This is a genomic window from Stenotrophomonas sp. GQ19, assembly GCF_059758695.1.
Genome location: NZ_JCAXES010000001.1, coordinates 406,714 through 433,027, shown reverse-complemented (window position 1 = coordinate 433,027; position 26,314 = coordinate 406,714). Strand labels below are relative to the sequence as shown.

General features: G+C 67.3%; 19 protein-coding genes. 12 read left to right on the top strand and 7 right to left on the bottom strand.

Annotated features, from left to right (window positions below; genetic code table 11):
- Nucleotides 1-38 precede the first annotated feature (38 nt).
- Complete coding sequence (locus tag AC6CHL_RS01805; protein WP_463600970.1) at nt 39-386, bottom strand: RcnB family protein; 348 nt, start codon at nt 384-386, stop codon at nt 39-41.
- Nucleotides 387-712: 326 nt separating this feature from the next.
- A complete protein-coding gene (locus AC6CHL_RS01800; RefSeq protein ID WP_498293029.1) occupies nt 713-1,441 on the bottom strand; it encodes a hypothetical protein in 729 nt (242 codons plus the stop codon).
- A gap of 171 nt (nt 1,442-1,612) precedes the next feature.
- Here AC6CHL_RS01800 and AC6CHL_RS01795 point away from each other — a divergent pair, with 171 nt between their 5' ends.
- Nucleotides 1,613-1,891, top strand: coding sequence for a hypothetical protein (locus AC6CHL_RS01795; protein WP_038688301.1), 279 nt, complete (start codon nt 1,613-1,615; stop codon nt 1,889-1,891).
- 30 nt (nt 1,892-1,921) lie between these two features.
- Here the strand turns inward: AC6CHL_RS01795 and AC6CHL_RS01790 are convergent, their stop codons facing one another.
- The 3 genes from AC6CHL_RS01790 to AC6CHL_RS01780 form a co-directional block, all read right to left on the bottom strand.
- Nucleotides 1,922-3,046, bottom strand: coding sequence for a serine hydrolase domain-containing protein (locus AC6CHL_RS01790; RefSeq protein ID WP_498293027.1), 1,125 nt, complete (start codon nt 3,044-3,046; stop codon nt 1,922-1,924).
- Between the two features lie 260 nt (nt 3,047-3,306).
- The gene (locus AC6CHL_RS01785) at nt 3,307-4,311 is read right to left on the bottom strand and encodes an extracellular catalytic domain type 1 short-chain-length polyhydroxyalkanoate depolymerase (protein ID WP_498293025.1); all 1,005 of its coding nucleotides are present in this window, start codon (nt 4,309-4,311) and stop codon (nt 3,307-3,309) included.
- A gap of 87 nt (nt 4,312-4,398) precedes the next feature.
- A complete protein-coding gene (locus AC6CHL_RS01780; RefSeq protein ID WP_498293024.1) occupies nt 4,399-5,805 on the bottom strand; it encodes a GntP family permease in 1,407 nt (468 codons plus the stop codon).
- A gap of 157 nt (nt 5,806-5,962) precedes the next feature.
- Here AC6CHL_RS01780 and AC6CHL_RS01775 point away from each other — a divergent pair, with 157 nt between their 5' ends.
- From AC6CHL_RS01775 to AC6CHL_RS01760, 4 genes are all read left to right on the top strand, one after another.
- Nucleotides 5,963-8,161: a TonB-dependent receptor gene (locus tag AC6CHL_RS01775; RefSeq protein ID WP_498293023.1), complete on the top strand. Its 2,199-nt coding sequence runs from the start codon at nt 5,963-5,965 to the stop codon at nt 8,159-8,161.
- Nucleotides 8,162-8,172: 11 nt separating this feature from the next.
- Nucleotides 8,173-9,051 carry an alpha/beta fold hydrolase gene (locus tag AC6CHL_RS01770; RefSeq protein WP_498293021.1) on the top strand — a complete coding sequence of 293 codons (879 nt, stop codon included), beginning with the start codon at nt 8,173-8,175 and terminating at the stop codon, nt 9,049-9,051.
- Nucleotides 9,048-9,533, top strand: a complete 486-nt coding sequence (locus tag AC6CHL_RS01765; RefSeq protein ID WP_498293020.1) for a MaoC family dehydratase — start codon at nt 9,048-9,050, stop codon at nt 9,531-9,533. The genes AC6CHL_RS01770 and AC6CHL_RS01765 overlap by 4 nt, the downstream gene beginning before the upstream one ends.
- A 64-nt stretch (nt 9,534-9,597) precedes the next feature.
- Nucleotides 9,598-12,930 carry a hybrid sensor histidine kinase/response regulator gene (locus tag AC6CHL_RS01760; RefSeq protein ID WP_498293018.1) on the top strand — a complete coding sequence of 1,111 codons (3,333 nt, stop codon included), beginning with the start codon at nt 9,598-9,600 and terminating at the stop codon, nt 12,928-12,930.
- 7 nt (nt 12,931-12,937) lie between these two features.
- Here AC6CHL_RS01760 and AC6CHL_RS01755 read toward each other — a convergent pair whose 3' ends face one another.
- Entirely contained in the window at nt 12,938-13,612 is a 675-nt protein-coding gene (locus AC6CHL_RS01755; protein ID WP_498293016.1) for a response regulator transcription factor, read from the bottom strand.
- Between the two features lie 88 nt (nt 13,613-13,700).
- Here AC6CHL_RS01755 and AC6CHL_RS01750 point away from each other — a divergent pair, with 88 nt between their 5' ends.
- From AC6CHL_RS01750 to AC6CHL_RS01730, 5 genes are all read left to right on the top strand, one after another.
- Nucleotides 13,701-15,545, top strand: a complete 1,845-nt coding sequence (locus tag AC6CHL_RS01750) for a 3-hydroxybutyrate oligomer hydrolase family protein (protein WP_498293015.1) — start codon at nt 13,701-13,703, stop codon at nt 15,543-15,545.
- Nucleotides 15,546-15,569: 24 nt separating this feature from the next.
- On the top strand, nt 15,570-17,234 hold the full coding sequence (locus tag AC6CHL_RS01745) for a fatty acid--CoA ligase (protein WP_498293014.1): 1,665 nt from the start codon (nt 15,570-15,572) through the stop codon (nt 17,232-17,234).
- A gap of 409 nt (nt 17,235-17,643) precedes the next feature.
- Nucleotides 17,644-19,230 (top strand): SDR family NAD(P)-dependent oxidoreductase, encoded by a 1,587-nt coding sequence (locus tag AC6CHL_RS01740; protein ID WP_498293490.1) that lies wholly within the window; start codon nt 17,644-17,646, stop codon nt 19,228-19,230.
- Between the two features lie 435 nt (nt 19,231-19,665).
- Nucleotides 19,666-19,872 carry a DUF6229 family protein gene (locus tag AC6CHL_RS01735; RefSeq protein WP_038688320.1) on the top strand — a complete coding sequence of 69 codons (207 nt, stop codon included), beginning with the start codon at nt 19,666-19,668 and terminating at the stop codon, nt 19,870-19,872.
- 188 nt (nt 19,873-20,060) lie between these two features.
- A complete protein-coding gene (locus AC6CHL_RS01730; protein ID WP_498293013.1) occupies nt 20,061-22,850 on the top strand; it encodes a type 2 lanthipeptide synthetase LanM family protein in 2,790 nt (929 codons plus the stop codon).
- A 7-nt stretch (nt 22,851-22,857) separates the two neighbouring features.
- Here AC6CHL_RS01730 and AC6CHL_RS01725 read toward each other — a convergent pair whose 3' ends face one another.
- Nucleotides 22,858-24,216 carry an XAC2610-related protein gene (locus AC6CHL_RS01725; RefSeq protein ID WP_498293012.1) on the bottom strand — a complete coding sequence of 453 codons (1,359 nt, stop codon included), beginning with the start codon at nt 24,214-24,216 and terminating at the stop codon, nt 22,858-22,860.
- 212 nt (nt 24,217-24,428) lie between these two features.
- Here AC6CHL_RS01725 and AC6CHL_RS01720 point away from each other — a divergent pair, with 212 nt between their 5' ends.
- Together AC6CHL_RS01720 and AC6CHL_RS01715 are read left to right on the top strand one after the other, a co-directional pair.
- Nucleotides 24,429-25,652 carry an MFS transporter gene (locus AC6CHL_RS01720; protein WP_498293011.1) on the top strand — a complete coding sequence of 408 codons (1,224 nt, stop codon included), beginning with the start codon at nt 24,429-24,431 and terminating at the stop codon, nt 25,650-25,652.
- Nucleotides 25,649-26,302 carry a YcxB family protein gene (locus tag AC6CHL_RS01715; protein WP_498293010.1) on the top strand — a complete coding sequence of 218 codons (654 nt, stop codon included), beginning with the start codon at nt 25,649-25,651 and terminating at the stop codon, nt 26,300-26,302. The genes AC6CHL_RS01720 and AC6CHL_RS01715 overlap by 4 nt, the downstream gene beginning before the upstream one ends.
- Nucleotides 26,303-26,314 lie beyond the last annotated feature (12 nt).

The window sequence follows — 26,314 nt, the reverse complement described above, 5'->3', positions numbered from 1 at the left end:
CCTACAGCCCGAATCCCTGCGGTTCTGTGCAAGGACCGCTAGCGGCGCAGGGCGTCGATGATCACGCCTGTCGCGATCTCTACCAGCAGGTAGTCCGTATCCGACTGCCGAACCCACCGCTGCCCGCGACCGGGATCCCGCAGACGGTACTGCGCGTAGTCGTCCACCCAGTAGCGGCGATCAACCTCCGCCCAAGGCAAGCGGTCACCACGATGCCAAGCCTTCTTCTGCCAACCCGGCGGTGGTGCGTCACGATTGTGGGGGCCGCCTGCATGGGGCGGCGGGCCGTTGCCCCGTGCATGATGCGGAGGATCGGCCCAGACCGGGGCCGCAACCATCGCCACTACCACGCCCAAGGCGATGCCAACCAAACGACCGGCTTTCATGGAGAGCCTCCTGGTCCAGCCGCACTGCGCGGCGTCATGTCCGGAATATAGAGCAGGGCCTGTGAACGAATCGATGCGCCCGGCCGGTGCCAGTTGGGCGCTCCGCCACCCATCACTTCGGGGGCGCTGACGGCGACGGAGAATCCGGCTTCGCTGGCGAGGCCGTGTCGGCCGTTGCGTAGGCGCGCGCCTTCACTCGGAAGGGGGCAATGCATCCGGCGAGGGGGATGCAGATGGAGACAGCGAATGCGACAAACGCCAGTTTTTTCATCGAGGGGGCCATGCTGTGGAGGCTTCTATTTTCTGAGCGCTGGAGTCGGCGCCCGTCATCGTAGGTCAGTAATCGGTTCGGGCTCCTGGATGGAAGCTTCCAACAAGGCAACGTAGGTATCCAAACGTACACGCTGCCCGATCAGCACCCAGCCGAGTAGATACAAGAGCGCCAGACCAAAGATAAGCAGCGCCCCCGTCCAGCCTACATCGAACACAGCTCCCCACTCCCCCCACTTCCAGCCACGGAACTGCAGGTAAAGAGCAAGCAGCAACGGAAACGGCCCAAGACGCTGCAGCCCACCGTACATCAGGCCCATGCTATCAATCATGCTGGTTCGCAGGCTGCTGACATACCGCAGGCGCTGTTGGCGCTGGGCTCTAGGGAAGGCACGAAGATCGGCAATCACTTCTTGCCAATGGGCGAACTCCCCGTCCATTTCCATGGCATGCGACAGCCTGGGCTGGATGTACTGGCGAATTTCCCTACGCGCCGCGAGAATGCCGCCAAGGACGAAACCGGCGCACTCAACGACCAGGCAGGCCATGACTACGATCAGGGCCACATCCCCAGGAAGCCACCGGTCCGGGACAAGGCTGGTCAGCACGCCGATGCCCGCGGCCCCCACACCAACCCGGACAGACCATTTTTCCACCCTGCCCGGTTTGGGATAGATGCTGGTGTCCATCAGCCCCTGCACGCGTCGGTAGAGCCACTGGAAGGTCAGCTCCTCTGTGCTTCGTGGCCGCGGTGCATCCACCTCCGCCTGTACATGCATATCCATTGCTGTCCCTCTGGCACGTCGCCCTTGTACCGATCCAGGCATCCTAGCGTGAAGCACGCGCTTCCGCCCGCCCTGCTCCAGGCGCCCTCCCCGTCCCGAGCCTTCTGACCACGGCACCTTCACCGCGTCGCCCTATGCTGGAACCCCTTCGCGTCCACAAGGTAAAGCGCCATGACCAAACTGCACACGCTGATGATTGCCGGCTGCCTGATGGGTTTCAGCGCCGTGGCATCCGCTGAAACAGTCAACCTGACCAACAGCGCAGACGGCGCCAACCGCGATGCCGGCATCACGGCGGTAAAGAAGAAGCTGCAGGAGGCCTGCACCGAACGCAAGGGCTCGCCCGACGCCGATTCGTTCGAAGTGGTCTTCGAAAAGACCAGCGACAACCCGAATGTGCCCAAGCCTTACTACGTGGACGGCAAAATGAAGTGCGAGCTACCGGGCTGAGGTCAGCCGGCCAAGGCTCGGTCCGGTGCTTCAGGCCGAACCAGCAGCGTTCTCGCGCGCGGCGATTCTCTTGATCAGCGTGTCGATCGCCGCCTCCATGGCGTGCGCCGTATCGTCGCCGCTCTGGTTGGTGATCACGAATATGCCGAGGTCGTACCTGGGCACGATGTAGATGTAGCACTGCGACCGTGGCACGCCCCCATGATGCGCATAGTAGACGCCCTTCAAGGCGTCGCTGCTGACGAGGTTCCAGAAGTAGCCAACGCTGAATTCGGGATCGAATTTGACCAGGGCGCGATGCGATTCCGCCACGACCGGCCCAGCGGCCAGCTGGAACTTGAGGTACTTCACCATCTCGGGAACGGTCGCCTTCACGTTTCCGGAAGCGCCCCAAGGCAACTGCGGCATCGGCGTGGTCGGTATCGGGTTGTCGCTGTGGTACCCAACCGCAAGACGGGGCGCCTCGGCATCGCTCAGCCGGAGCCTGACGCCGGTCATGCCTGCAGAGTCCCCCAGGAAGTCGCGCAACAGCGTTTCGTAATCGCGCTTGTAGACCACTTCCAGGATGTGCGCCACCAGCTCCGTTCCGGCACTTGAGTAGGCGTACTCCTTTCCGGGCATGCCGCCGATCTCGACCGTGTGCAGATCCCTGAAGAAATCCGCCTGGCCGTAGCGCGCGTACACGGCATTGAGTTGGCCGGGCGTACGGTGATCGGTGAAGTCGGCCAGCACCGTATTCGCACGCGCCGGCAGCATGTTCGGCAGACCACTGGTATGTGAGAGCAGGTTGCGAACGCGTATGGGCTCGCCCTTGTACTGCAGGTTCGGGTAGTCCCCTTGGAGGTACTTCCGGATGTCGTCGTCCAGACCCACCTTGTGCTCCAGGACGGCGTTGGCCATCAGGGTGCCGGCCAGGGTCTTGCTCAACGAGCCGATTTCGTAGAGGGTCGCGTCGGTCGGAGGGCCTGGCTTCCCCGCTTCCATGTCGCCGCGGTGCCGGATGAACGCCTGGCCCCGGTACACCACGCCGATCGAGGTCGAGTGCAGCAAGGGTTGCTCGATGAGGGTTGCGGCGACCTCATCGATGTCCGTGGCCAGATCCGTCGCCGGGGCTTTTTCGCCGGCGCATCCGGCGGCCAGAAGCGCAGCGACCACTACGAGGCAACTCAACCAGTGCCTGTGTCGAACAACCATCGAAGTAGCTCGCATGCGTCGGCGCTTGGTGGGGAGGCGGAAAGGGCCCCTACGATAGCGGATACACGGCGCGCACGCCTGTCGCGGGAGGTTGGGCGGCTACCGGCCATTCCGCGGGCGGTAGCGGACCAACGGTCCGCTCTACCATGGTTCGTCCTGCCCCCGGTGGGAGCGGACCAACGGTCCGCTCTACCGTGTCCCCGGCCTTTCATTCCATCGGCTCAGCGCAGCTGATCCTTCAGGAACACCCACGTAATCAACGTGGCATCGGGCCCGTCGGGATCGGTGAACGGCAATCCCGTCTGGCTGCCACTCCACGCATGCCCCATCCCCTGCACCACGTAATGCTGGGCCAGCGTCCTGCCGCCGTAGCTATAGGTGTCAACCCGATATGCGCGCCCACCCGGCACCTGCCCGTTGTAGGTACTGGTCGGCACGTACTTCACCGAGTCGTTGTCCAGGCCATCGTCGGCCAGGTCATTGGTCTGCAGGAACTGGCGCACGGCCTGCTGGCCGTTCACCGGGTTCACCGTGCTGTCGGCGGTGCCATGGAACACCAGCACCGGGATCGGTCGCGGCGTCGGCGAGCCCGAGCACTGCCAGGCCAGCCGGCCGTTGCTGTCCGGCGAATAGATGCTGCCCGCCAAGAGCGCGTAGGCGCTGCCGGACACGGTGGTGGCCCCCTTGTACATGCCGCCGGAATGGATCGCACCGGCGGCGAATACATCCGAATAGCAGGCCAGCATGATCGAGGTCATCGCACCACCGGCCGAAATGCCGGTGACGTAGACCCGGCGCGGATCGACGCTGTAGCTGCCCTTCACCTGGTCCACGATCCCGGCCAGGATCGACGCCTCGCCGCTGCCGCGCGCCTGGTTGATCGGCAGCTGCCAGTTCCAGCAGCGTGCGGGGTTGGCGGTGACGTTCTGCCGGGGATAGACCACCAGGAAGCCTTCCGTATCGGCCACGTCGTTGAAGCCGGAGGCCTCGCCCATCAGGTTCGGCCCGGTCACGCATCCGTGCAGCACCAGCAGCACGGGCAGCGGCTGCGTGGCGTCGTAGCCCGCGGGCACCCACACCTGGTACTCGCGGGCGCCGAAGATGTTGCCGAACAGGCCTACATCCCAATGCCCGGCGGGCCCTGCAGCGAAGGCGCTTGCCGCCGTTACCAGCCAGGTGCACAGCACCAGTACGGCCGCCTTGATCGAATTGATTCCAGAGTTCATTGCCAGATCCTCATGCGTGAGTCGTGGATGAAGTGGTTCCGGGAATCCTCGTGGACCAGCCTTCCAGAGGGTGCTGCGACGCCGCTGTCAAACCCAGCCGGTGGCGTAATAGATGCCGATCACCACGAACACCGCGAGGGTCTTGATGACGGTCACCGCAAAAATGTCCTTGTAGGCCTGGCGATGGGTCAGCCCGGTCACCATCAGCAGCGTGATGACCGCCCCGTTGTGCGGCAGGCTGTCCATGCCACCGGACGCCATCGAGGCGACCCGATGCAGTACCTCCATCGGGATGCCGGCTGCCTGCGCGTTGGCGATGAAGGTCTCCGACATCGCGGCCAGGGCGATGCTCATGCCGCCGGATGCCGAGCCGGTGACGCCGGCCAGGCCGGTTACAGTGACCGCCTCATGCAGCAACGGATCCTTGATGGAGCCCAGCGCGTTGGCCACCACCATGAAACCCGGCAATGCAGCGATCACTGCACCGAAGCCGTACTCCGATGCGGTGTTCATGGCCGCCAGCACCGCACCGCTGATGGCCGCCCGGGTGCCTTCGGCAAACTGGGTGACCACCGGGCGCCAGGCCAGCGCCAGCACCGACAGGATGCCCACCAGCAGCGCCCCCACCACCGCCCAGATCGCCCCGATCTTCGCCACGTCCTGCACGACCGGCGCGGCGTTGCCCATGATCGAAGGCACGAAGCTGTGCTCGCCGCCGCCGTACCAGTGCGGCATGCCCAGGGTAAACAGCTTGTTGGAGACGAACACCAGTACCAGCGGCAGCACGGCAATGCCCGCGTGCGCCAGATGCGTGCCGATGAAGGGCGTCGGCTCGTTCACCAGGGTGGCCGGGTCGCCGTAGCCCTCGCCGTTGCGCTGCGCGACGCGCCGGCGCCACTCCAGGTACGCCATCCCCACCGCAAGCACGAAGATGCTGCCCAGCGTGCCCAGCACGGGCGCCGCCCAGGTATCGGTACCGAAGAACGTGGTCGGAATGATGTTCTGGATCTGCGGCGTGCCGGGCAACGCATCCATGGTGAAGCTGAAACCGCCCACCCCCAGCGTCGCCGGGATCAAGCGCTTGGGGATGTTGCTCTGGCGGAACATTTCGGCCGCGAACGGATAGACCGCAAACACCACCACGAACAGCGACACGCCACCATAGGTCAGCAGGCCCGACACCAGCACGATCGACAGCATCGCCCGCTGTGGGCCGAACAGCCGGATCGCGGCGCCTACGATGGAGCGGGAAAAGCCGGACAGTTCGATCAGCTTGCCGAACACGGCGCCCAGCAGGAACACGGGGAAGTAGAGCTTCAGGAAGCCCACCATCTTGTCCATGAACAAGCCGGTGAACATCGGGGCCACCAGCGAGGGGTCGGTCAGCAGCACGGCGCCAAGGGCGGCGATGGGCGCGAACAGGATCACGCTGTAGCCGCGGTAGGCCACCAGGATCAGGAACCCCAGCGCTGCAAGTACGATCAGTAACGACATACGGCGCTTCCAGGTGAGGACGCGCCCAGTATCCGGATCTGGCGGTCGCTGCCGACTGGACCTAGGTCCACTCGCCGGTGCACCGCAGCGCCGCTAGCCTAGGCTCCATGGGTGGCAATGGGCCATCCGCCACGTAGATGCCTTGGGGGAGGACCGCATGAAACGGAATTGCTTGAGCCTGATGATCGGCGCGCTGTTGGCCTCCGGGCCGGTACTGGCACAGGAGGCGCCACGCGCCGCACCGGCGGCAGGCAAGACCGCTTCGGCCACCAATCTGGACAGCATCACGGTAACCGCGCGCAAGCGTGAGGAAACCCTGCAGGAGGTGCCGGTGGCCGTCACCGCCTTTACCTCCGAGGCGCTGGACAAGATGAATGTCCAGGACATCAGCGACCTGGATGGCCAGGTGCCCAACCTGACCATCTACGCCGCGCGCGGCGCCAGCAGTACGGTCACCGCCTACATCCGCGGCATTGGCCAGTCCGATCCCACCTGGGGCGCGGACCCGGGCGTGGGCATCTACCTCGACGACGTGTACATCGCGCGCCCGCAGGGTGCGCTGCTGGACGTGTTCGACGTATCGCGCATCGAGGTGCTGCGTGGTCCGCAGGGCACGCTGTATGGCAAGAACACCATCGGCGGGGCAATCAAGTACATCTCGCGTGGCCTGCCCACCCAGAACGAAGGCTTCGCCCAGATCACCGTGGGCAACTACGGCCAGCTGGACGCCAAGGCCGCCATCGGCGGTCCGGTGGGCGGCGCCGACAGCGGCCTGCGGGCGCGCGTGGCGGTGGCCAGCATGAACCGCGACGGCTTCGGCGAGAACACGTTCAATGGCCAGCCGGTCAGTGACAAGCAGATCAACGCCGCCCGCCTCAACGTGGGTGCCTACGCGGGTGACGATTTCGACGTGCAGTTCGCCCTGGACTGGATCGACGACCAATCCGGCATGCGCGGGTCGAAGATGTTGGCACCCAACCCGTTCACCCCGGCCTACCCGCCGATGGATGACCGCTACGACATCCGGTCGGGCATGCCCAACCTCAACAGCGTCGAGACCAAGGGCGCGTCGGCAACGGTGAACTGGCGGCCCAACGACGACCTCGCACTGAAGTACGTGGTGGCCAAGCGCGAGTCGGACAGCGATGCCAACATCGACTTCGACAGCACGCCGGTCAAGCTGGCCGATGTGGGCGGGGCCTACACCGACAACCAGGTCAGCAACGAGGTCCAGCTCAACTATGATGCCGGTGGCAAGGTGCGCGGCGTGGTGGGCTTGTACCAGTTCAGCGGTGAAGCCGGGGGCCAGATCCGCAACAACTTCTTCAACCTTCAGTTCGGCGATACCCGCGGCAAGGTGCTGACCGACAGCATCGCGCTGTATGCCGATTGGACCTTCGACCTGACCAGCAAGCTGAAGCTGGACGTCGGCGCCCGCTACACCGACGAGGACAAGCGCGCGATCGTGTTGAACCGCTTCTACGCCGATGCGACCTTCAGCAGGCCGATTGCGGTGGCGGCGGATTTCGACAAGAAGACCAACTTCACGAACGTCTCGCCGAAGGTGTCGCTGGACTACCAGATCACCCCGGACATCATGGTCTACGGATTGGCGACGCGCGGCTTCAAGTCGGGCGGCTACAACATCCGCGCCAACGCCGTGGCCGTGCCGCGCTCGGCCGAGCCGTTCGACGACGAGACCGTCGACAGCATTGAGATCGGCAGCAAGATGGCTTTCCTCGACCAGCGCGTATTCCTGAACCTGTCGGCCTTCCACAACAAGTACAAGGATATCCAGCTGTCGGTGTTCACCGGCATTGATACCAATGGCGACGGCACCAATGATGCCTTCTTCGGCGACTTCACCAATGCCGGCGCCGGCACCATCAACGGGCTGGAAATCGAGTACCAGTACCTGCCCAGCCAGCATTGGCTGATCTCCGGCAACCTGGCCTGGCTGGACGCCAAGTACGATGAATACATGGACCGTGGCGTCAACGTGGCCGACCAGATGAAGTTCACCAACGCACCGGATTTCTCCGGCGCGTTGAACGTGGAGTACCGCACCGATCTGGCCAGCGGCGGCAACCTCTCGGCACGGGTGAGCTACAGCTACCAGAGCGAAGTGTGGCCGACCACCGACCTGAGCCCGGTGATCCGCCAGGACGGCTACGGGCTGGTCAATGCCGGTGTGATCTGGAAGCTGGACGATGCCTGGACCTTCTCGCTGCAGGGCACCAACCTGGCCGACAAGGAATACCGCACCACCGGTTACAACATTCCGGCGGTCGGCACGCTGATAGGCTTCTATGGCCCGCCGCGCCAATATAGCCTCAGCGTTCGTTACGATTTCTAGGAAGCTTGTGCATGACGCCGTCTTACGATGATCTGTACTGGAACAGCAACGACGGGTTGCGCCTGCATGCGCGCGACCATGCACCGGCCGCGGGGCAACCGCCTCGCGGCACGGTGATCTGCATTCCGGGGTTGACCCGCAATGCGGCCGACTTCGATGCCCTTGCACACACGCTGACCGCCGCCGGCTGGCGCGTACTTGCCGTTGACCTGCGCGGGCGGGCACGCTCGGCGCGGGCGCCGGACCCGGCCGGCTACAACCCGCGCGCGTATGCCGACGACATGGTGGCGCTGCTGCAGTCGCAGAACATCGACAAGGCGGTGTTCATCGGCACGTCGCTGGGCGTGCTGGTGACCATTACCCTCGCCTCCCGCGCGCCCGAGCGCATTGCCGCCGCGGTGCTCAACGATGCCGGCCCCAAGGTGCCGCGCGAAGCCCTGGCGCGGATCGGCAAATACGCCGGCAAGCCCGTACCCCCCATGGACCTGGCGCAGGCCACGGCCTATGTGGAATCCATCGGCAAGGCCTCGTTCCCGCGCTTCACTGCCGAGGACTGGCGGGTGATGGCCGCCAACACCTTCCGCCAGCGCGACGATGGGCTGCTGGAACTGGACTACGACCCGGCGGTGATCCGCACCACGCGGCCGTGGGTGCTGTGGCTGCTGCGCCCGGTGCTGTGGCGCGCGGTGCGTGGGCTGACGGCGCGCGTGCCGGTGCTGGTGGTGCGCGGGGCGTTGTCGGACATCCTGCCGGCCGATGTCGCACGCAGGATGGCCGCGACCTCCCCCACTGCCCGTCTGGTCGAGGTGCCCGAGGTGGGGCATGCGCCAACCTTGTCCGAGCCCGAAGCGCGTGAGGCGATCCTGGCCTTGCTGGAACGCGTGCGATGAGCGCCGCATCCTGGATTGATGAACTGCCGGCCACGCTGCAGCCGCTGGGGAAATGGGCCGCAACCGAGCGTTTGGGTGGCAGCACGCGCCTCACGCAATCACGGATCGACGCGTTCGCCGACGCCACCGGTGACCACAACTGGATCCACGTCGATCCGGCCCGCGCACAGGCGGGGTTGCCCGGCGGGCAGACCATCGCCCATGGATTTCTCCTGCTCTCCCTCACCGTCGAAGACGATGTGGCGGCGCTAACCGACTTCCCCGGCATCGCCCACGTACTCAACTACGGTTTGAACAAGGTCCGCTTTCTGGCGCCGGTGCCGAGCGGCTCCGAGGTCCGGGTGCGCTCGCGCCTGCTGGCACTGGAAGCACGCAACCCGGGGCAATGGCTGCTGACCCAGCACAAGGCCGTGGAGGTTGTCCCCGGTGGCGAAGTGGCGCTGGTGGCCGAGCAGCTGTCGCTGATCGTGCTCACCGCCTAGCACTGCCCTACCGCACCGTGCCGGCCTACTGCCCGGCGGCTGCGGTTCTCTCTACACTGGAGCGATGTTGACGCCCACCATCGTCCTGTTCGCCTGCATCGCATGGACCGTGCTGCTGTTTGGCGTTGCCCTGTGGGGGGAGCGTCAGGGGCACCGCCTGTCCAGGCTCTGGCCGGCCATCTACGCGCTGTCGCTCGGCGTGCACTGCACCGCATGGACGTACTACGGCGCCGCCTCGCAGGGCGTGCAATGGGGCTTCCCGATCCCACCGACACTGATCGGCATGGCGCTGATTTTCGCCTTCGGCCTGCCGTTCCTGGCGCGCCTCGGGCGCCTGGCCAAACAGCACAACAGCGCCACCATCGCCGACCTGGTGGTCGCGCGGCTGCGCACCGACCAAGGCCTGGGCGTCACCATCACCCTGGTCGCCTTGTTCGGCATCATTCCGTACATCGCGCTGCAGCTCAAAGCGGTCAGCCAGGGCCTCGGCGCGTTGCTGGGCGATCAGTTCGCGCCCGTCGGGTGGCAGCTGGACATCTCGTTCTGGTTCGCGCTGACCATGGCTGCGTTTACCCTGCTGTTTGGTGCACGCAAGGCATCGGCCACCGAGCACAACCGCGGCATCGTGGTCGCGCTGGGCCTGGAATCGCTGTTGAAGCTGACGGCGCTGCTGGCCATCGGCCTGTATGCCGGGCTGTCGGTGCACCAGGCCGGCACGCCCCTGCTGGAGAAGATGGCGCATCTGCCGCCGCCGGCCGTCATCCCGGATTTCCTGACCATGGTCGCGCTCGGTGCGATGGCCGCGTTCACCCTGCCCCATCAGTTCCATGTGGGCGTGGTCGAACTGCGCCAACCCTCCGACCTGAAAACGGCGCGCTGGCTGTTCCCGCTGTATCTGCTGCTGATCGGCCTGCCGTCGGTGCCGATGGCGCTGTCCGGTGCCGCGCAGCTGCCGGCGTCGATGTCGCCCGACCTGTACGTGCTGGCCCTGCCGCAGGCACGCGGCCACCACGTACTGGCGCTGCTGGCGTACCTGGGCAGCCTGAGCGCGGCCACCGGCATGATGATCCTGTCCGGGCTGACCCTGTCGATCATGCTCGGGAACCACGGCGTGGGGTCGCGCCTGCTGAGCGGCGTCACGGCCTTCAACACCGGCGCCGACCTGCGTCCGCGTGTGCTGGCGTTCCGGCGCGCCGGTATCGTTGCGGTGTTCCTGATGTCATGGCTGTACAGCCGCGCGATGAGCGGCACCGAAGCGCTCAGCGATTTCGGCCTGATGTCGTTCACCGCGCTCTCGCAACTGGCACCGGCCGTCCTGTTGGCGGTGTATCGTCCGCGCACGCCCTCCCCGGCCATCATTGCCGGCATCGTGCTGGGCTCACTGGTCTGGCTGTGGCTGGTGTTGCTGCCGATGGTGATCCCGGCCGCGCCGCCGTCTGCCAGCCCCGAGGGACTGCACTGGCTGGCGATGTTCTCGCTGCGCATGCAGCCGGGGCATATCGCGATCAGCATGGGTGCCAGCCTGGCGGTCAACCTGGCCACGGTTGTGCTGGTGTCGCGCGCCGTGCGCCCCTCGCTGCCACGGCAGCGGGACGCGGTGGCCGCCGCGTCGATGCGCAAGACCGCCGGTCGCTTCCTCGGCCCGGAACGGGCACGGCAGCTGATGGACGGCCACGCCGGGCAGATGCTGGATGACGACCGGGTCACCGCCATTGAGCGTGAGCTCACCGCCGTGGTGGGCGCCGGCATGGCGCGGCTGCTGGTGGAAGCCGCACGCGATGGCGGCGCCGCACCGCTGGACGCGGTCACCCGCGCCGTCGGCGAGGCCACCCAGGTGCTGCGCTTCAACCAGCGCCTGCTGGAAGCGGCCTTGGAGAATATGAGCCAGGGCATCAGCGTGGTCGATGCCCAGCTGCAGCTGGTGGCCTGGAACAGCCGCTATGCCGCGCTGTTCAAGTTCCCCCCGGAACTGCTGCAGGTGGGGCAGCCGGTGGTCAACCTCACGGCGTGGGCGTTGGGACAGCTGAAAATCGGCGACAGCCCCGGCGACACGCGCGACAAGGCGTTGCAGCGCCGTGTTGCCCACATGCGCCGCGCTACCCCGCACCTGTCCGAGCGGATATTCCCGGACAACACCATCGTGGAAATCCGCGGCAACCCGATGCCGGGGGGCGGCTACGTAGCCACCTTCACCGACGTCACCGCCTTCCGCCGCGCCGAGGATGCACTCAAGCGCAGTAACGAAACCCTGGAACGCCGCGTGCAGGACCGCACCGCAAGGCTGGAGCAGGCCGTGCACGAGGCCGAGCGGGCCAACGTGGCCAAGACCCGCTTCCTCACCGCCGTCGGCCACGACCTGATCCAGCCCCTGCACGCGGCGCAGCTGCTCACCGACGCCATGTCGCAGCACATTGAGTCCGAGTTCCTGGACAGCTTCCTGCGCCAGATCCGCGGCGCCCTGGATTCCACCGACGACCTGTTGTCGGGCCTGCTCGATATTTCGCGGCTGGAGGCCGGTGGACTGGTGGCCGATCCGCGCCCGTTCGCGCTGTCCACCGTGCTGGACCCGCTGGCGCAGGAGTTCGCCGTGCTGGCCGCGGCGCGCGGCCTGCAGTTCCGCCATGTCCGCACCCGCGCCTGGGTGCACAGCGACCCGCTGCTGCTGCGCCGCGTGCTGCAGAACTTCCTGGCCAATGCCATCCGCTATACGCGTAACGGCGGCGTGCTGCTGGGCGTGCGTCGCCGGGGCAATACGCTGTCGATCGGGGTGCATGACAGTGGTCCCGGCATCGCCGCGGAACAGCAGGCGGTGGTGTTCGAGGAGTTCCATCGCGGCGACCGCAGCAATGGCCAGGGCCTGGGCCTTGGCCTGACCATCGCCCACCGCATTGCCGACCTGCTGCACGCACCGCTGGAACTGCACAGCGTGCTCGATCGCGGCTCGGCCTTCTCCATCACCGTGGCACAAGCCACTGCGCCCGCGGCGCCGCGGATTGAAGCCACGGCCGGCAACAGCACCATAAAGGGCATCCGCGTGCTGGTGGTCGACAACGATCCGGACGCACTGGAGGCCATGCGGCAGATGCTGCTTGCGTGGGGCTGCGAGGTCGTCGCGGTGCGGGATGCCCGTGACGTGGGTGCAGCCGCCCACGAGGCCGCGCTGTGGCTGTTCGACTACCACCTTGACGAAGGCGATACCGGGGTTGCGCTGTGGACGCGCCTCGCCGCCGTGCATGGGGCGCGGCCAACGGTGATTCTCAGTGCCGATACCGGCAGCGACACCCGCGAAGCGGTGCGCGAGGTGGGGCTATCCCTGTTGAACAAGCCGTTCAAGCCGTTGGCGCTGCGCTGGGCGATCAATCACCTGCTGGCCACCCCGCGCCCGGCCACCGCCTGACGCAGGATCAGGCGTCCTGCGACTCTTCGATCTGCCGCGCGGGATCGGTCAACCCCATCTCGTGCAGCACGCGGATGGCCTGCGCGCGATTGCGTACGCCCAGCCGGCCCATGATGCGGGTCATGTGCGCTTTGACCGTGCGCAGTTGTACGCCCAGGCGGTCGGCGATCTGCTTGTTGAGCAGCCCTTCGGCCACCAGGCTCAGTACGCGGTACTGATGCGCCGACAAGCTGGACAGGCGTGCGGCAAGGTCGGCGTCCTTGCTGAAAGGCGCCACCCGCGCCACCGGCTCGCGCAGCAGCGCCGGAATCCAGCGTTCGCCCTCCAGCACGCTCAGCAGCGCCGACTGCAGGTCGGTCAGCCCCGAACTCTTGGGGAGATAGCCGGCAGCACCCAGGTCGATGGCACGGCGGATCACGTGCGGCTCTTCGTTGGCCGACACGATGATGATCGCCAGCCCGGGCTGCAACGCGCGGATGGTCGCCAGCCCGGCAAGCCCGTGATTGCCGGGCATATGCAGGTCCAGCAGCATCAGGTCGATCTGCTGGCTCTCGATCGCCTCGAGCACGCTGTGCAGCGAATCGGCCTCGCTGATCTGCAGATCGGCGACGGCCTCTTCGGCCGCGCGATGCAGCGCCGCGCGGAACAAGGGGTGATCGTCGGCGATGAGCAGGGTCGGCATGTCCAGCCGAGGTTAGCAAATCGCCCACCGCTCGGCACGGGTACCTAGGTACGCTGGCGCGGGCTGCCGGGCTTGCTAGGGTGGCGCAATGAACATCCATCGCTCCCTTGCTCCGTTGTGCGTCGCGCTGGCCCTGTTGCCGGGCGGTATCTCCGTCGCCGATGCCGCCGCGCCCCGCTCCACTGCCGCAGCCCCCGTGTTCGAGCAGTGGCGGGAAGCCCCGCACCGCGGCCACGATGAACTGCTGACCGCCGGGCTGGGACTGGACGCCCTGCGCGCGACCACCGCGCCAGCGTTCGCCAACCCGGCCCAACCAACAGCAGACGAGGCCCGGCGCCGCGCGATCTGGAGCAGCTGGCGCGGTATCGCCGACCTCACCCCCGGCGGCGGTTTCGGCGATGTCTACGGCCGCCTGCAGGCGGTACCCGGCCGCGAATTCTCCGCCTATGCACGCGTCCCCGGCGCGCGCCACCCGCACCGCGTACTGGTGCAGGTGCCCGACACCTTCGATGCCGCGCGACGCTGCCTGGTGGTCGCCGCCTCGTCGGGCTCGCGCGGCATCTATGGCGCCATCGCCGTGGCCGGCAGCTGGGGGCTGACCCACGGCTGTGCCGTGGCGTACACCGACAAGGGCACCGGCAGCGACTATTACGACCTGGACGCCAAGGTCGGCTTCCAGGCCGATGGCACCCCTGCCTCCCAAGGCGCGCTGGCATTCGCGCCCGTCACGCCAACCGCCGCGCACGGCATCGCCTTCAAGCACGCCCATTCGGGCGACAACCCCGAAGCAGACTGGGGCCAACATCTGCTGCAGGCGCTGCAGTTCGGCCTGCAGGCACTGGATCGCGCCTACCCCGAATCCGCCCCATTCACACCGTCCACTACGCGCACGCTGGGTGTGGGTGTCTCCAACGGCGGAGGCGCAGTGCTGCGTGCCGCGGAGATCGACGGCGACTGGTTCGATGCGATGGTGGCCGGCGAACCCAATGTCTCGGTGGCCGGCGCACCGCCGCTGTACGACTTCGTCACCCAGGCCGCGTTGCTGATGCCCTGCGCGCTGCTGGCGCTGGAGGATCTGCCACAACCGCCGCTGCAGGCACAGGCCGCGGCGGCCGGGAGCCAGCGGTGCGCCCTGCTGAAAACCGCCGGGCAGGTGCAAGGCGATGACACCGCAACACAGGCACGCTCCGCGCGGCAGCAGCTGGCCGACGCCGGCCTGAGCGACGGTGCGCTTCGTGCGGGGGCGTTCTCGACCGGGTTCGATCTGTGGCGTGCCATCGCGGTGACCTATGCGTCGGCCTATGGGCGCTACGGGGCGGACGAGCATCCCTGTGCATACCGCTTCTCGGCCGCGGCCGCTGACGGCACACCCGGCCCGGCCGCAGCCGCGCTGCGTGCCAGCTGGTGGAGTGAAGGCAGCGGCATCCCGCCGGGCAGCGGCGTGGTGCTGGTGGATGGCAATGCGGCGCGCTCGCCAGAGGACCCGCTGCAGGGCATGAACTGCCTGCGGGCGCTTGGCCGAGGCGACAGCGCCGATGCCCGACGGGTACGCACCGGTATCGCCGAGGCTACCGCCAAGGCGCCGCGTCGCGGCCTGCCGATCGTGGTCATTCACGGCATGGACGACGGGCTGGTGCCGATCAGCATGACCAGCGATCGCTACGTGCCCCTCGCACGCAAGGCGGGGGCGCAGATTGCGTACTGGCGCGTGGACAACGCACAGCACTTCGACGCGGTGCTGGCCTTCCCCGACTACCGCAGGCGCTATGTGCCGCTGCTGCCCTATATGTTCGCGGCGATGGACCAGGTGTGGGATCACCTTGAGGACTCTGCCCGCGCCCTGCCGCAGGACACTCGCATCCAGCCCACACCGCGCGCGGAAGCGCCGTTGCGGCGTGAGCAGCTGTCCATTCCCGCCGCGCCCGGCCGCTGACACGCGCCCCACCAGGAACTCCCCATGTCATTTGCCACCGCCGCAGACACGCCCGCCCCCGACGCCCATGCCTACCCGCTGCTGATCAAGCAGCTGCTGCTCACGCCGCTGGCGGTGCGTCCCGAGCAGGAGATCGTCTACGGCGACAACGTGCGCTTCGACTACCGCACACTGCAGGCGCGCATCGGCCAGCTGGCCGGACTGTTGACGTCCCTTGGGGTCAAACACGGCGATACCGTGGCGGTGATGGACTGGGACAGCAACCGCTATCTGGAGAGCTATTTCGCCGTGCCGATGCTCGGTGCGGTGTTGATGATGGTGAACATCCGCCTGGCGCCCGAGCAGATTGCCTACACCCTCAACCACAGCGGTGCGCGCGTGATCCTGGCCAACCGCGCGTTCCTGCCGGTGCTGGACGGCATCAACGACCAGCTGCCGGATGTACGCACGCGGATTCTGCTGGAGGACGAGGCCGATCAGCCGCTGCCGGCGGGTTTCGTGACCGAGTATGAGGCCGGGCTGCGTGCCGCCACGCCGGTCAGCCACTTCCCGGACTTCGACGAGAACACCCGCGCCACGATGTTCTACACCACCGGCACCACCGGCCTGCCCAAAGGGGTGTACTTCAGCCATCGGCAGCTGGTGCTGCACTCGCTGGCGGGGATGGCCGCGCTGGGCAGTGCGGCCAGCCAGGGCCGCCTGCACCGCGACGATGTGTACATGCCGATCACGCCGATGTTCCATGTCCACGCCTGGGGCCTGCCGTACGTGGCCACGCTGATGGGCATCAAGCAGGTCTACCCCGGTCGCTACCTGCCGGGGCAGCTGCTGGCGTTGATCGCCCGCGAGAAGGTGACCTTCTCGCACTGCGTGCCCACCATCCTGCACATGCTGCTGGGCCACCCCAGCGCGGCCGACACCGATCTGAGCGGCTGGAAAGTGGTCATCGGCGGCGCGGCCCTGCCCCGCGCACTGGCGCAGCAGGCGCTGGCCCGTGGCATCGACATCTTCGGCGGCTACGGCATGTCCGAGACCTGCCCCCTGCTTACCCTCGCCCAGATCGATGCCACCGCCCTGGGCGGGTCGGACGAGGCGCTCTCACTGCGCACCAAAGCCGGCATTCCGGTGCCCCTGGTCGACCTGCGCATCGTGGACGAAGACATGCACGATGTCGCCCACGATGGCGTGGCTACCGGCGAAGTGGTGGTGCGCGCGCCCTGGCTTACCCAGGGCTACCTGCACAACCCGGACGCGTCGGCGGCCTTGTGGGCCGGCGGTTACCTGCATACCGGGGACATCGGCAACATCGATGCCGCCGGCTACCTGCGCGTCGCCGATCGCATCAAGGACGTGATCAAGACCGGGGGCGAGTGGATCTCCTCGCTCGCCCTGGAGGACATCATCGCCCTGCATCCGGCGGTCAATGAAGTCGCCGTCATCGGTATCACCGACACGAAATGGGGCGAGCGACCGCTGCCGTTGGTGGTCAGGCATCCCGGCAGCGAGGTGACCGAAGCGGAGATCATTGAACTGGTCGCCGCGCGCAGCCGCTCGGGCGATATCTCCCGCTTCGCGATCCCGGACCGCGTGAGCTTCGTTGATGCGATCGAACGCACCAGCGTGGGCAAGATCAACAAGAAGAAACTGCGCAGCCTGCATGACCTGGGCGCCGCCGCCGACGCGGGATGATGCGGCGCATGCAGGGCAGACGTCAGCTCGGCATGCTGGAAGCAGCGACGCGTCGCATGCGCCTGCTCATGGCCGTGGAGACAGGCGGTGGGCACTGTATCCGGCCACCTTGGCGTGCAGTCCCGAAACGGTAGGCTCAGCCCCCTCGCCGCCGTCGTCACACAGCCACCATGACGCGAAACGGTCTCCACAGCCCCCCTGGCGCGATCCCTGCCGAGGCCGCACCAGCACGCCCCAGGCCCGGCGCCCCGGCCCGATCGACCCCGGCAGCGGCCCCCGAGCGCCCCCTCTGAACCCCTCGTTTGGGCAACCAGACGCAGGATCAGGGACAATGGCGCCCCCAATGCGCGCCCTGCGCGCCCGCCCTGCCGCCCGCACCACGCCAGCCTTCGCGCTATCCGGACCCGATTTGAACACCATCGCCCCACCCCTCGACGCCGACGACCTGCCCCTGACCGACCGCCTGCGCGCCGCGCTGGACCTGCTGGAGGCGATCGAGGCCGACCGCACCGTGCTCGACACGCTGCCCGAAGCCGACCGCGTGCGCCTGCACCAGGTGGTGGCCAAGGTCTACCACCCCGAACCCAAGGCGCGCCGGCAGAAGCTCAAGCAGCAGGCCAAGCAGCGCCACCAGGAAAAAGTGGCCAAGGCCGAGGCGCTGCTGGAGCAGACCGGTATCCGCGCCCTGCGCCGCAAGCCGGTGTTCAGCACGCCCAACTACTTCCCGCCGCACGCCGCCGGGCTGCATGACGCCCACAACGGCGAGAACGCCGCCGAGACGCCGGACCCGGTGCACTCGCCGGAGCTGCGCCATTGCTATGTGTGCAAGCAGAAGTTCACCCAGCTGCATCACTTCTACGACCAGATGTGCCCGGCCTGCGCCGAGCTCAACTTCATCAAGCGTACCGAAACCGCCGACCTGCACGGCCGCGTGGCGCTGCTGACCGGTGGCCGGGTCAAGATCGGCTACCAGGCCGGCCTGAAACTGCTGCGTGCCGGTGCCGAGCTGATTGTCACCACGCGCTTCCCGCGCGATTCGGCCGCCCGTTACGCCGAAGAGCCGGACTTCGCCGAGTGGGGCCACCGCCTGCAGGTCTATGGCCTGGACCTGCGCCACACGCCCAGCGTGGAGGCGTTCTGCAACGAACTGCTGGTCACGCGCACGCGCCTGGACTTCATCATCAACAACGCCTGCCAGACCGTCCGTCGCCCGCCGCAGTTCTATGCGCACATGATGGCCGGCGAAACCGCGGCGCTGCACGAGGTTCCGGAGACGCTGCGCAAGCTGATCGGCGACTACGAAGGCCTGCGCAGCGCCGAGCTGCTGGGCGCAACGTCGACCGCCGCGCTGCCGGTGGTGCAGGACCAGGGCTTCAACGGCGCCAACGGCCTCACCCGCGCCGCCGAGCTGTCGCAGGTGCCGCTGCTGGAGGATGAGCTGGTGGCCCAGCAGCACCTGTTCCCCGATGGCCGCCTGGACCAGGACCTGCAGCAGGTGGACCTGCGCGGGCGCAATTCCTGGCGCATGCTGATGGCCGAAGTGCCCTCGGTGGAACTGCTGGAAACGCAGCTGGTGAATGCCATCGCGCCGTTCATCATCAACGCGCGGTTGAAGCCGCTGATGCTGCGTACGCCGGGCCGCGACAAGCACATCGTCAACGTGTCGGCGATGGAGGGGCAGTTCTACCGCAACTTCAAGACCACCCGGCATCCGCATACCAACATGGCCAAGGCCGCGTTGAACATGATGACGCGCACCTCGGCGGCCGATTACCAGAACGACGGCATCCACATGAACAGCGTGGATACCGGCTGGGTAACCGACGAGGATCCGGCCGACATTGCGGCCAAGAAAGTGCAGGAAGAGCGCTTCCATCCGCCGCTGGACATCGTGGACGGGGCCGCGCGCATCGTGGACCCGATCATCCATGGCATCAACACTGGCGAGCACGTCTGGGGCCAGTTCCTGAAAGACTACGCGCCTACCGATTGGTAATGACGCGTTGAAACTCCCCGCAGCCCGGCATACCGGGTTGCGGGGGCATGCGCACCCGTTCCGGGTTTCTCGTTTCAGCAGTCTGCGTCACCGCAACCAGACCGCCCAGGCGTGTATCTTCCGCCGTCGATTCAATCCCGCAGGGTGATATTCGCCTCGCCCCTCCGTTAACACTTCGATGCTGCAGCACCGCATCGCTGAACGGTCGTAGGTATTTTCCTACACGGTAATGAGCGCAAATACGGAATGGTTCTGAGCACCATTTCTCAGTTTGACCTGACAAACAATTATGTGCACCCTAGAAATGCGGCCTGACCATCGTCACTCCGTATCGCCAGGCGTCCTCGCCTTGCCATGGAATGGCCGTATCCCAGAGGCGCCAGCTTCGTCCTGGCGCCTTGATCGCTTCATTGTTGATCAACAGGAGAAAGCGGAATGGAATTGAATGACAACGTCGTTGCAGGTTGGCTCAATGGCGCAGACAGCGTCGACGGCTGCGAGAATCCGGCGGGTTCGCTCTTCATCTACGGCCAGGACGCAACCGATGCCGCGCTGACCGCAATGGCGCCCACCATGGTGACCGGCGGCACCGGCAACTGCACCACCACCATGTCAGTGATCAACCACTGCATGTGTTGCTGATCTAGCCTGTACCGGCGCGCAGCCGAACGTGCTGCGCGCCGTCTCCAGCAATGCCGCATCCGGACACTATCGCAGGGAAGGCAATGGCGGGCACAACCGTAGTCGATTCGTTTGCTCTTGTTCTCAACCACATCACGGCAGACCAGCGCGACGCGCTGTCCAGGCGGCTGAACAGCCTGGCGCCCGGTTTGAGTACCGCGGAAATCGCGCTGATCAGCGCCCAGGCCCAGGCCGCACTGCTTGAAAACGCCCACCTGAAACTCAACCGGCTGTTGCTGCTGGAGCTGCACGCCGCCGTCCGCAGCGGCGCCATCACCGCCACCGATAACGCGGGGCAGTTCGCGCAGTTCGTGCAGCTTGCCACCCACCCCGATTTCAGCGCCCACCTGGACCAGCGCTACCCCGCCTTGCGCCCAAGGTTCCAGCAGATGCTGGCCGCGCAGTGCACTGCCGTCGAAGAACTGGCCACGCGCATCGTCGCCGACCGCGACGCCTTCCCTGCCCTGCTCGGTCGCCCGGCCGGCCAGCTGCTGTCGGTGTCGCTGGGCAAGGGCGACCTGCATTCGCAGGGGCATACCGTTGCCCGCCTTGCATTCGAAGGCGGCAATCTGATGTACAAGCCGCGCTCGCTGCGCATCGACGCCACGCTGGACGCCTTCCTTGGCGCCGTGTTCGGTGACGTGCCGGACCGGGTGCGGGTGCCACGCGTGATCGATCGGGGCAGCCACGGCTGGGCGGCATTTGCCGCGCACCGCTACTGTGACGGCAACCAGGAGCTGCAGACCTACTACCGCGGGTTGGGCCACTGGCTGGCAGTGCTGCGCCTGATCGGCGGTACCGACATCCATCTGGAAAACCTGATCGCGGTCGGGCCGGTACCGGTGGTGGTCGATGCCGAGAGCGTGTTCGCCCCGGTGATCGAAATCGAAACATCCGGCTACGGGCAGGCGTACGACATCGCCGTAAAGCTGATGATGAATTCGGTCCTGCGCACGGGCATCGTGCCGTTCCGCACCGCAGGCCTGGGCATGGCCGGCGTGGACCTCTCCGCCGCGGGCGCCCTGCCGGGCGAGCAGCCGCGCGTGCGCGTGCCGGTGATTGTCGAGGACCCCGCAGACGGGCCGCGCCTGGGCATGATCGACGCAGACTTCGCCGCGTCACAGAATCATCCATCCCCGCATCCGGACGTGTCGCGCTACTGGGACCAGATCAGCGAAGGCTTCATGCAGGCCAGCCAGCGGCTGCGCGAACTGGACGCGTCGGGGGCACTGATGCCGTTGCTGGCGCCCTTCGAAGGCTGCCAGGTCCGTGACGTGCGCCGCCCCACCATGGCCTATGCCGAAATCGGGCGGATGCTGTGGCACCCGGCGTCCCTGCATGACGAGCCCAAGGCCGTCGCACGCGCGATGGACCTGCTGGTGCGCAATGCGCAGGTGGTGCGCGCGGCGCCATCGGATCCGGCCGCCATCATGGGCGAGATCGACGACCTGCGGCATGGCGACATCCCGATCTTCGCCGCACCGGTTGCGTTGGAGCGGATCAACACCGTGATCGCCAACTGGCGCGACATGCGCATCGACCTGGAAGACGTCACGATCCGCAGCACGCTGGTGGCGACCGATCTGAACCAACATGCCCTGGCCCGGGCAGAGGCGCGCGAAGGCTACTCCTATGCCGCCCGCGATCCCCGTCCGGACAACCTGGACGCGCGCCGGCGTGCACTGGCCGCCGCCGCGGTGGAAAGCCTGCTGCGGTTGTCGGTGCGTGGCGACGATGGGTCGATGACCTGGATCACGCCGGAGATCACGCCCAACGGCTGGACGGTGCAGCCCGTGCGTCCGGACACCTACTTCGGGCTGGGCGGCATTGCCTTCGCGCTGGCCGGTTACTGGCTGGAAGTACAGGCGGGCCGTGCCGATGCGGTTGCCGGCCTGGAGGCGGCTCTGGAGGGAGCGATCCAGGTACTGGCCAGCATGTCGCGGCTGGACCACTCGGAAATGGACGGCGGCTTCGTCGGTGCCGGCTCGCGGATCTGGGCGTTGCTTGCGCTGGCAGACATGCTGGACCGCCCTGCGCTGCTCGACGACGCACGGCACTGCGCGGCGACGCTGGAGCGGCACAGTTTCGATGCGTCACCGAAGTTCGAAATACTGGACGGCGTCAGCGGCGCCATCCTGCCCCTGATCGGCCTGGCCGATGCCACCGGCGAAGCGCGCTGGCTGGCGCTGGCCACGCGTGTGGCGCGCGTCGTACAGGCGGCCGCCATCGTCGACCATGACGGGGCGCGATGGCCCAGCCCGCAGTTCGACGAACCCATCGGCGGCTTCGCCCATGGGGCGATGGGCATCGGCTGGTCGCTGGCGCGCCTGGCCGCAACCGACGCCGGTACCGCCGCCGAGCGCGACGGGTGGCGGCAGCTGGCCGCGGCGGCATTCGCCTTCCAGGAGGCGCTGTTCGAGCCCGCCACCGGGCGCTGGCGCGACATCCACCTGAAGGACGGCCAGAAGAACTTCCCGACCTGGTGCCACGGCAGCGTCGGCATCGGCCTGGCCCATGCCGACCTGTATGCGCGCACCGGCAGCGAGCAGCACCTGCGCGGACTGCGCCGGGCGGTCGCGGATGCATCCGGCAAATGGGGCTTCAGCCACACGCTCTGCCATGGCGACCTGTCCACCCGCGAACTGCTCCTGCGCGCGGCGGAACTGGACCCGGCCTGCCCGTACGATGTCGACGCGGCCGCCATCGAGGTCATCTCCTCCATCGAGGAGCACCACGGCATGGTGGGCGGCTTGACCCGCGCCGCGTTCACGCCGGGCCTGATGATCGGCCTGGCCGGCGCGATCTACGGTTTCTGCCGGATGCATCCGGCGTGCGTGATGCCGTCGCCCTTGTTGCTGGAGCGTGCACCCGGGGTGGTGCAGCGCAACCAGCAGGCCGCGCCATCAACCCGCGAGGCCGTTCCCGAATACGCCGGCTAGGCCGGCGTCACGGCCCGTCGGGCGTCGCGCGGGCCCGCGTGGTGCGGTACTGCATCCGCCCGTTGCGCCAGGTGCCGCGGGTGGTTTCAACATGCTCGCCGTCGGCAGACAGTGACTCTTCCCAACTGCCAACCAGCTGCAGCGTGCCGTCGCGGTAACGATAAGTTTCCGACGCATGCGAACAGCAGCCGCCCCGCGATGCGGAGGTGATGCTGCGATCCTGCGCATTGATCGACAACTGCGGCAGGTCCGACAACGTGGCGTCATGCACGAACGTACCGCTGGCCGGGTCGAACAGGAACACGTTGGTGGTGTTGTTCGGGCCGGCACCGCCAGACAGGCCCGGCGCGAGCAGATCCGGGTGGCCATCGAAGTTCACGTCCACCACCTGCAGCAGCGCATCGGCGTCGCCAACGGGATCGGCCTCGAAATCGCGCAGGACCTGGCGCCGCTGGCCGGTGCGGGCATCCAGCACTTCGATCGCCGTCAGCCTCACGCCGTCTTCGTCACGCTCAACGCCGACGCGGAACGTGGCCTCCGGCGTGGCGGCCGCCTGTGCCACCCAGGTAACGGTGGACACGGCATCGCGGTCGATCCAGCCACGCACCGCGCTGCCGTCCTGGCCGATCTGCTCGACCTGATACCACGCCGGGGTACGCTGCAGCACGGCCAGGTAGCTGCCGGCGGCAATCGTCGCAACGCTGCCCGCGTCGCTGGCCTGCGCGTGCAACGGCAGCGCCCGGTCCACGTGCAGCACATCCACATAGTCCCGCGGCTGCTGAAGCGCGAACCGGTCGCTGTAGTGCACCACCTCGTACTGGTTGATGTGGCGCCCGTAGGCGACCGCCGCACAGACATCGGCAATGGCGCAGGCGCCGGCCTCTTCGGCGGTGGGTGCGCGCTGCGGCGGCACCTGCACCGTGCCCTGCAGCTGCTTGCGGTCGGCCCAACGCACCGAGAATGCAGTGGCGGTCCAGTCCAGTGCCGCTTCCCGGTCGTTGGCGCCGATGTTGGTGCGGCAGTAGGGCTGCGCTTCGGAATGCGCATTCCAATCCGGGAAGGCGTACGCCGGGCACAGCAGGTTGGCGCTGTTGATGTCGTACCGGTAGGCCGCGTCGGTGACGAACACCAGTTTGTTGAGCTGCGCCTGCGGATCGCGCGAGACGAACGCATAGCGCACCCGGGCCGCCGCGGGAACGGCATGTTCGTAGCGCTGCTGGTAGGTTTCTCCCGCCGCAGGGGTCGCCGGGGTGGCCAGCAGGTGCGCGTCGGGCTGCAGCGCGTACAGCCCGGGCTGCAGCAGGTCGGGCGCGGCGAGGGTGCTGCCCGCCACGGCCAGGGCCAGTGCAGGCAAAAGGAACGCCATGGGGAATCTCGTTGGCAGTACAGAAGGCCGGCGCATGCTACCGCGCCGGCGCACGTGCTGCCCATATCACGGCCATTCGCCCGGTCCGGCACAGGACGGCGCCCTGCAACCGGCCTATCCTTGGCTACCCCTCCCCTACGGGCCAGGGACCAGGCGGCGCCCGGGTGCGCGCGCGTGGTGCCGCTGACCGTACTTCGCGTCCGATACCGTCCATGACTTCGCCTTCCCCCACGCAACCTGCGATTCCCGCCGCCGCCAGCGCCACCGCGCCCAACCAGGGCTTTGCGGTCCATATCGTCGGCGCGGCCGCCTTTGCGCACCTGCTCAACGACATGATCCAGGCGGTGCTGCCGGCGGTGTACCCGATGTTCAAGAGCGAGTTCCAGCTCAGCTTCGGGCAGATCGGCGTGATCGCGCTGGTCTACCAGATCACCGCCTCGCTGCTGCAGCCGTGGATCGGGATGTACACCGATAAGCGTCCGCTGCCCTACCTGTTGCCGTGCGGCATGATCGCCACGTGCATCGGCATCGCGATGATGGCCCTGGCCCGCAGTTACCCGATGCTGCTGGTGGCCGCCGCAGTGGTCGGCGTTGGCTCGGCCACCTTCCACCCGGAAGCCTCGCGCGTGGCGCGGATGGCCTCCGGCGGGCGTTTCGGCACCGCACAGTCCACCTTCCAGGTGGGCGGCAACACCGGCTCGGCGATCGGGCCGCTGCTGGCCGCCGCGGTGGTGATTCCGTATGGGCAGCGTTCGATTGCCTGGTTCATGCTGGCCGCCGCGCTGGCCGTTGGCGTGCTGTTCCTGCTCACCGGGTGGACCATCCGCCACGGGCAGGCAAAGATGAGCAGCCTGGCGCGCAACACCGGGGTCGGCCTGGCACGTGGCAAGGTGGTCCAGGCCATCGCGGTGATCGCGGTGTTGATGTTCGCCAAGTTCGTCTACATCGCGTCCTTCACCAACTACTTCACCTTCTACCTGATCGAGCGCTTCCATCTGAGCGTGCAGCAGAGCCAGATGTACCTCTTCATCTTCCTGGCCTCGATCGCGCTGGGCACTTTCATCGGTGGCCCGGTGGGCGACCGGATCGGGCGCAAGGCGGTGATCTGGATTTCCTTCCTGGGCGTGGCCCCGTTCGCGCTTGCCCTGCCCTACGCCAACCTGATGGGTACCGCGGTGCTGGCCGTGGCCATCGGCCTGGTGATGTCCTCGGCATTCGCCGCGCTGGTGGTCTACGCGCAGGAAGCCGTGCCGGGCCGCGTCGGCATGGTGTCGGGCCTGATGTTCGGCCTGATGTTCGGCATCGGCGGCCTCGGCGCCGCCGGGCTGGGCAAACTGGCCGACGTGCATGGCATCGTGTGGATCTACCACTTCACCTCGTACCTGCCGTTGCTGGGCCTGGCCACGGCATTCCTGCCCAGGACCCGCGCCCGGTGAGCGAGGCATGCGGCGAGCTGCGCTACACGATTACCGCCGCGCACACCCGCCACTGGGTGGATGCGGCACTGGAACGCGAGATGCGCCGGGACGACGCGCTGGCCGAGCGGCTCGGCGCAGCCCAGCAGCGTGCGGTCACACCGTTGCTGGTGCTGCTGCCGGTGTGCGGCGCTGCATGGTTGCTGCTCCATCGCGGCGCCACGCCGCAAACGTGGATGACGCTGGCACTGGCGGCGCTGCTGCTGGTGCCCGCCTGGCGATTTGCTCGCCCGTTCGCCGCGCGTCTGCGCAGCACGATGGCGCAACAGCAGACGGCCAGTACGGCAGGCGGGCGCCCGCTCAGCCGCGCCCTCGCCCGGCTCACCCTGGAAACTCGCTTCAAGCGGCTGCAGGGCGACTACCGCGTGCAGTTCGATGCCCAGGGCATGCAGGTGGCGCGGGCAGGACAGCGACCTGCGTTGCTGCGCTGGAGCGACGTTGTGCATGTCCGGGAGACCGATGCGTTCCTGGTCGTGGCCTGCGCCTCACTGCATCGTCGCGGGCAGGCGTACTGGATCCCGAAGCACAGCGATGCGATGGACCCGGAGGTCTACCGCGAGGGCATGCAGGGCTTGCTGGGTCATTGCAGAGCAGCCGCGGCGACGGCCTGACCCACCGAAGGG

Coding starts and splice junctions, on each gene's coding strand:
- AC6CHL_RS01785 (WP_498293025.1), bottom strand. CDS start 4,311: ATGAACTCTGGAATCAATTCGATCAAGGCGGCCGTACTGGTGCTGTGC.
- AC6CHL_RS01735 (WP_038688320.1), top strand. CDS start 19,666: ATGGAATTGAATGACAACGTCGTTGCAGGTTGGCTCAATGGCGCAGAC.
- AC6CHL_RS01795 (WP_038688301.1), top strand. CDS start 1,613: ATGACCAAACTGCACACGCTGATGATTGCCGGCTGCCTGATGGGTTTC.
- AC6CHL_RS01725 (WP_498293012.1), bottom strand. CDS start 24,216: ATGGCGTTCCTTTTGCCTGCACTGGCCCTGGCCGTGGCGGGCAGCACC.
- AC6CHL_RS01770 (WP_498293021.1), top strand. CDS start 8,173: ATGACGCCGTCTTACGATGATCTGTACTGGAACAGCAACGACGGGTTG.
- AC6CHL_RS01755 (WP_498293016.1), bottom strand. CDS start 13,612: ATGCCGACCCTGCTCATCGCCGACGATCACCCCTTGTTCCGCGCGGCG.
- AC6CHL_RS01750 (WP_498293015.1), top strand. CDS start 13,701: ATGAACATCCATCGCTCCCTTGCTCCGTTGTGCGTCGCGCTGGCCCTG.
- AC6CHL_RS01800 (WP_498293029.1), bottom strand. CDS start 1,441: ATGGATATGCATGTACAGGCGGAGGTGGATGCACCGCGGCCACGAAGC.
- AC6CHL_RS01805 (WP_463600970.1), bottom strand. CDS start 386: ATGAAAGCCGGTCGTTTGGTTGGCATCGCCTTGGGCGTGGTAGTGGCG.
- AC6CHL_RS01775 (WP_498293023.1), top strand. CDS start 5,963: ATGAAACGGAATTGCTTGAGCCTGATGATCGGCGCGCTGTTGGCCTCC.
- AC6CHL_RS01780 (WP_498293024.1), bottom strand. CDS start 5,805: ATGTCGTTACTGATCGTACTTGCAGCGCTGGGGTTCCTGATCCTGGTG.
- AC6CHL_RS01745 (WP_498293014.1), top strand. CDS start 15,570: ATGTCATTTGCCACCGCCGCAGACACGCCCGCCCCCGACGCCCATGCC.
- AC6CHL_RS01720 (WP_498293011.1), top strand. CDS start 24,429: ATGACTTCGCCTTCCCCCACGCAACCTGCGATTCCCGCCGCCGCCAGC.
- AC6CHL_RS01765 (WP_498293020.1), top strand. CDS start 9,048: ATGAGCGCCGCATCCTGGATTGATGAACTGCCGGCCACGCTGCAGCCG.
- AC6CHL_RS01760 (WP_498293018.1), top strand. CDS start 9,598: ATGTTGACGCCCACCATCGTCCTGTTCGCCTGCATCGCATGGACCGTG.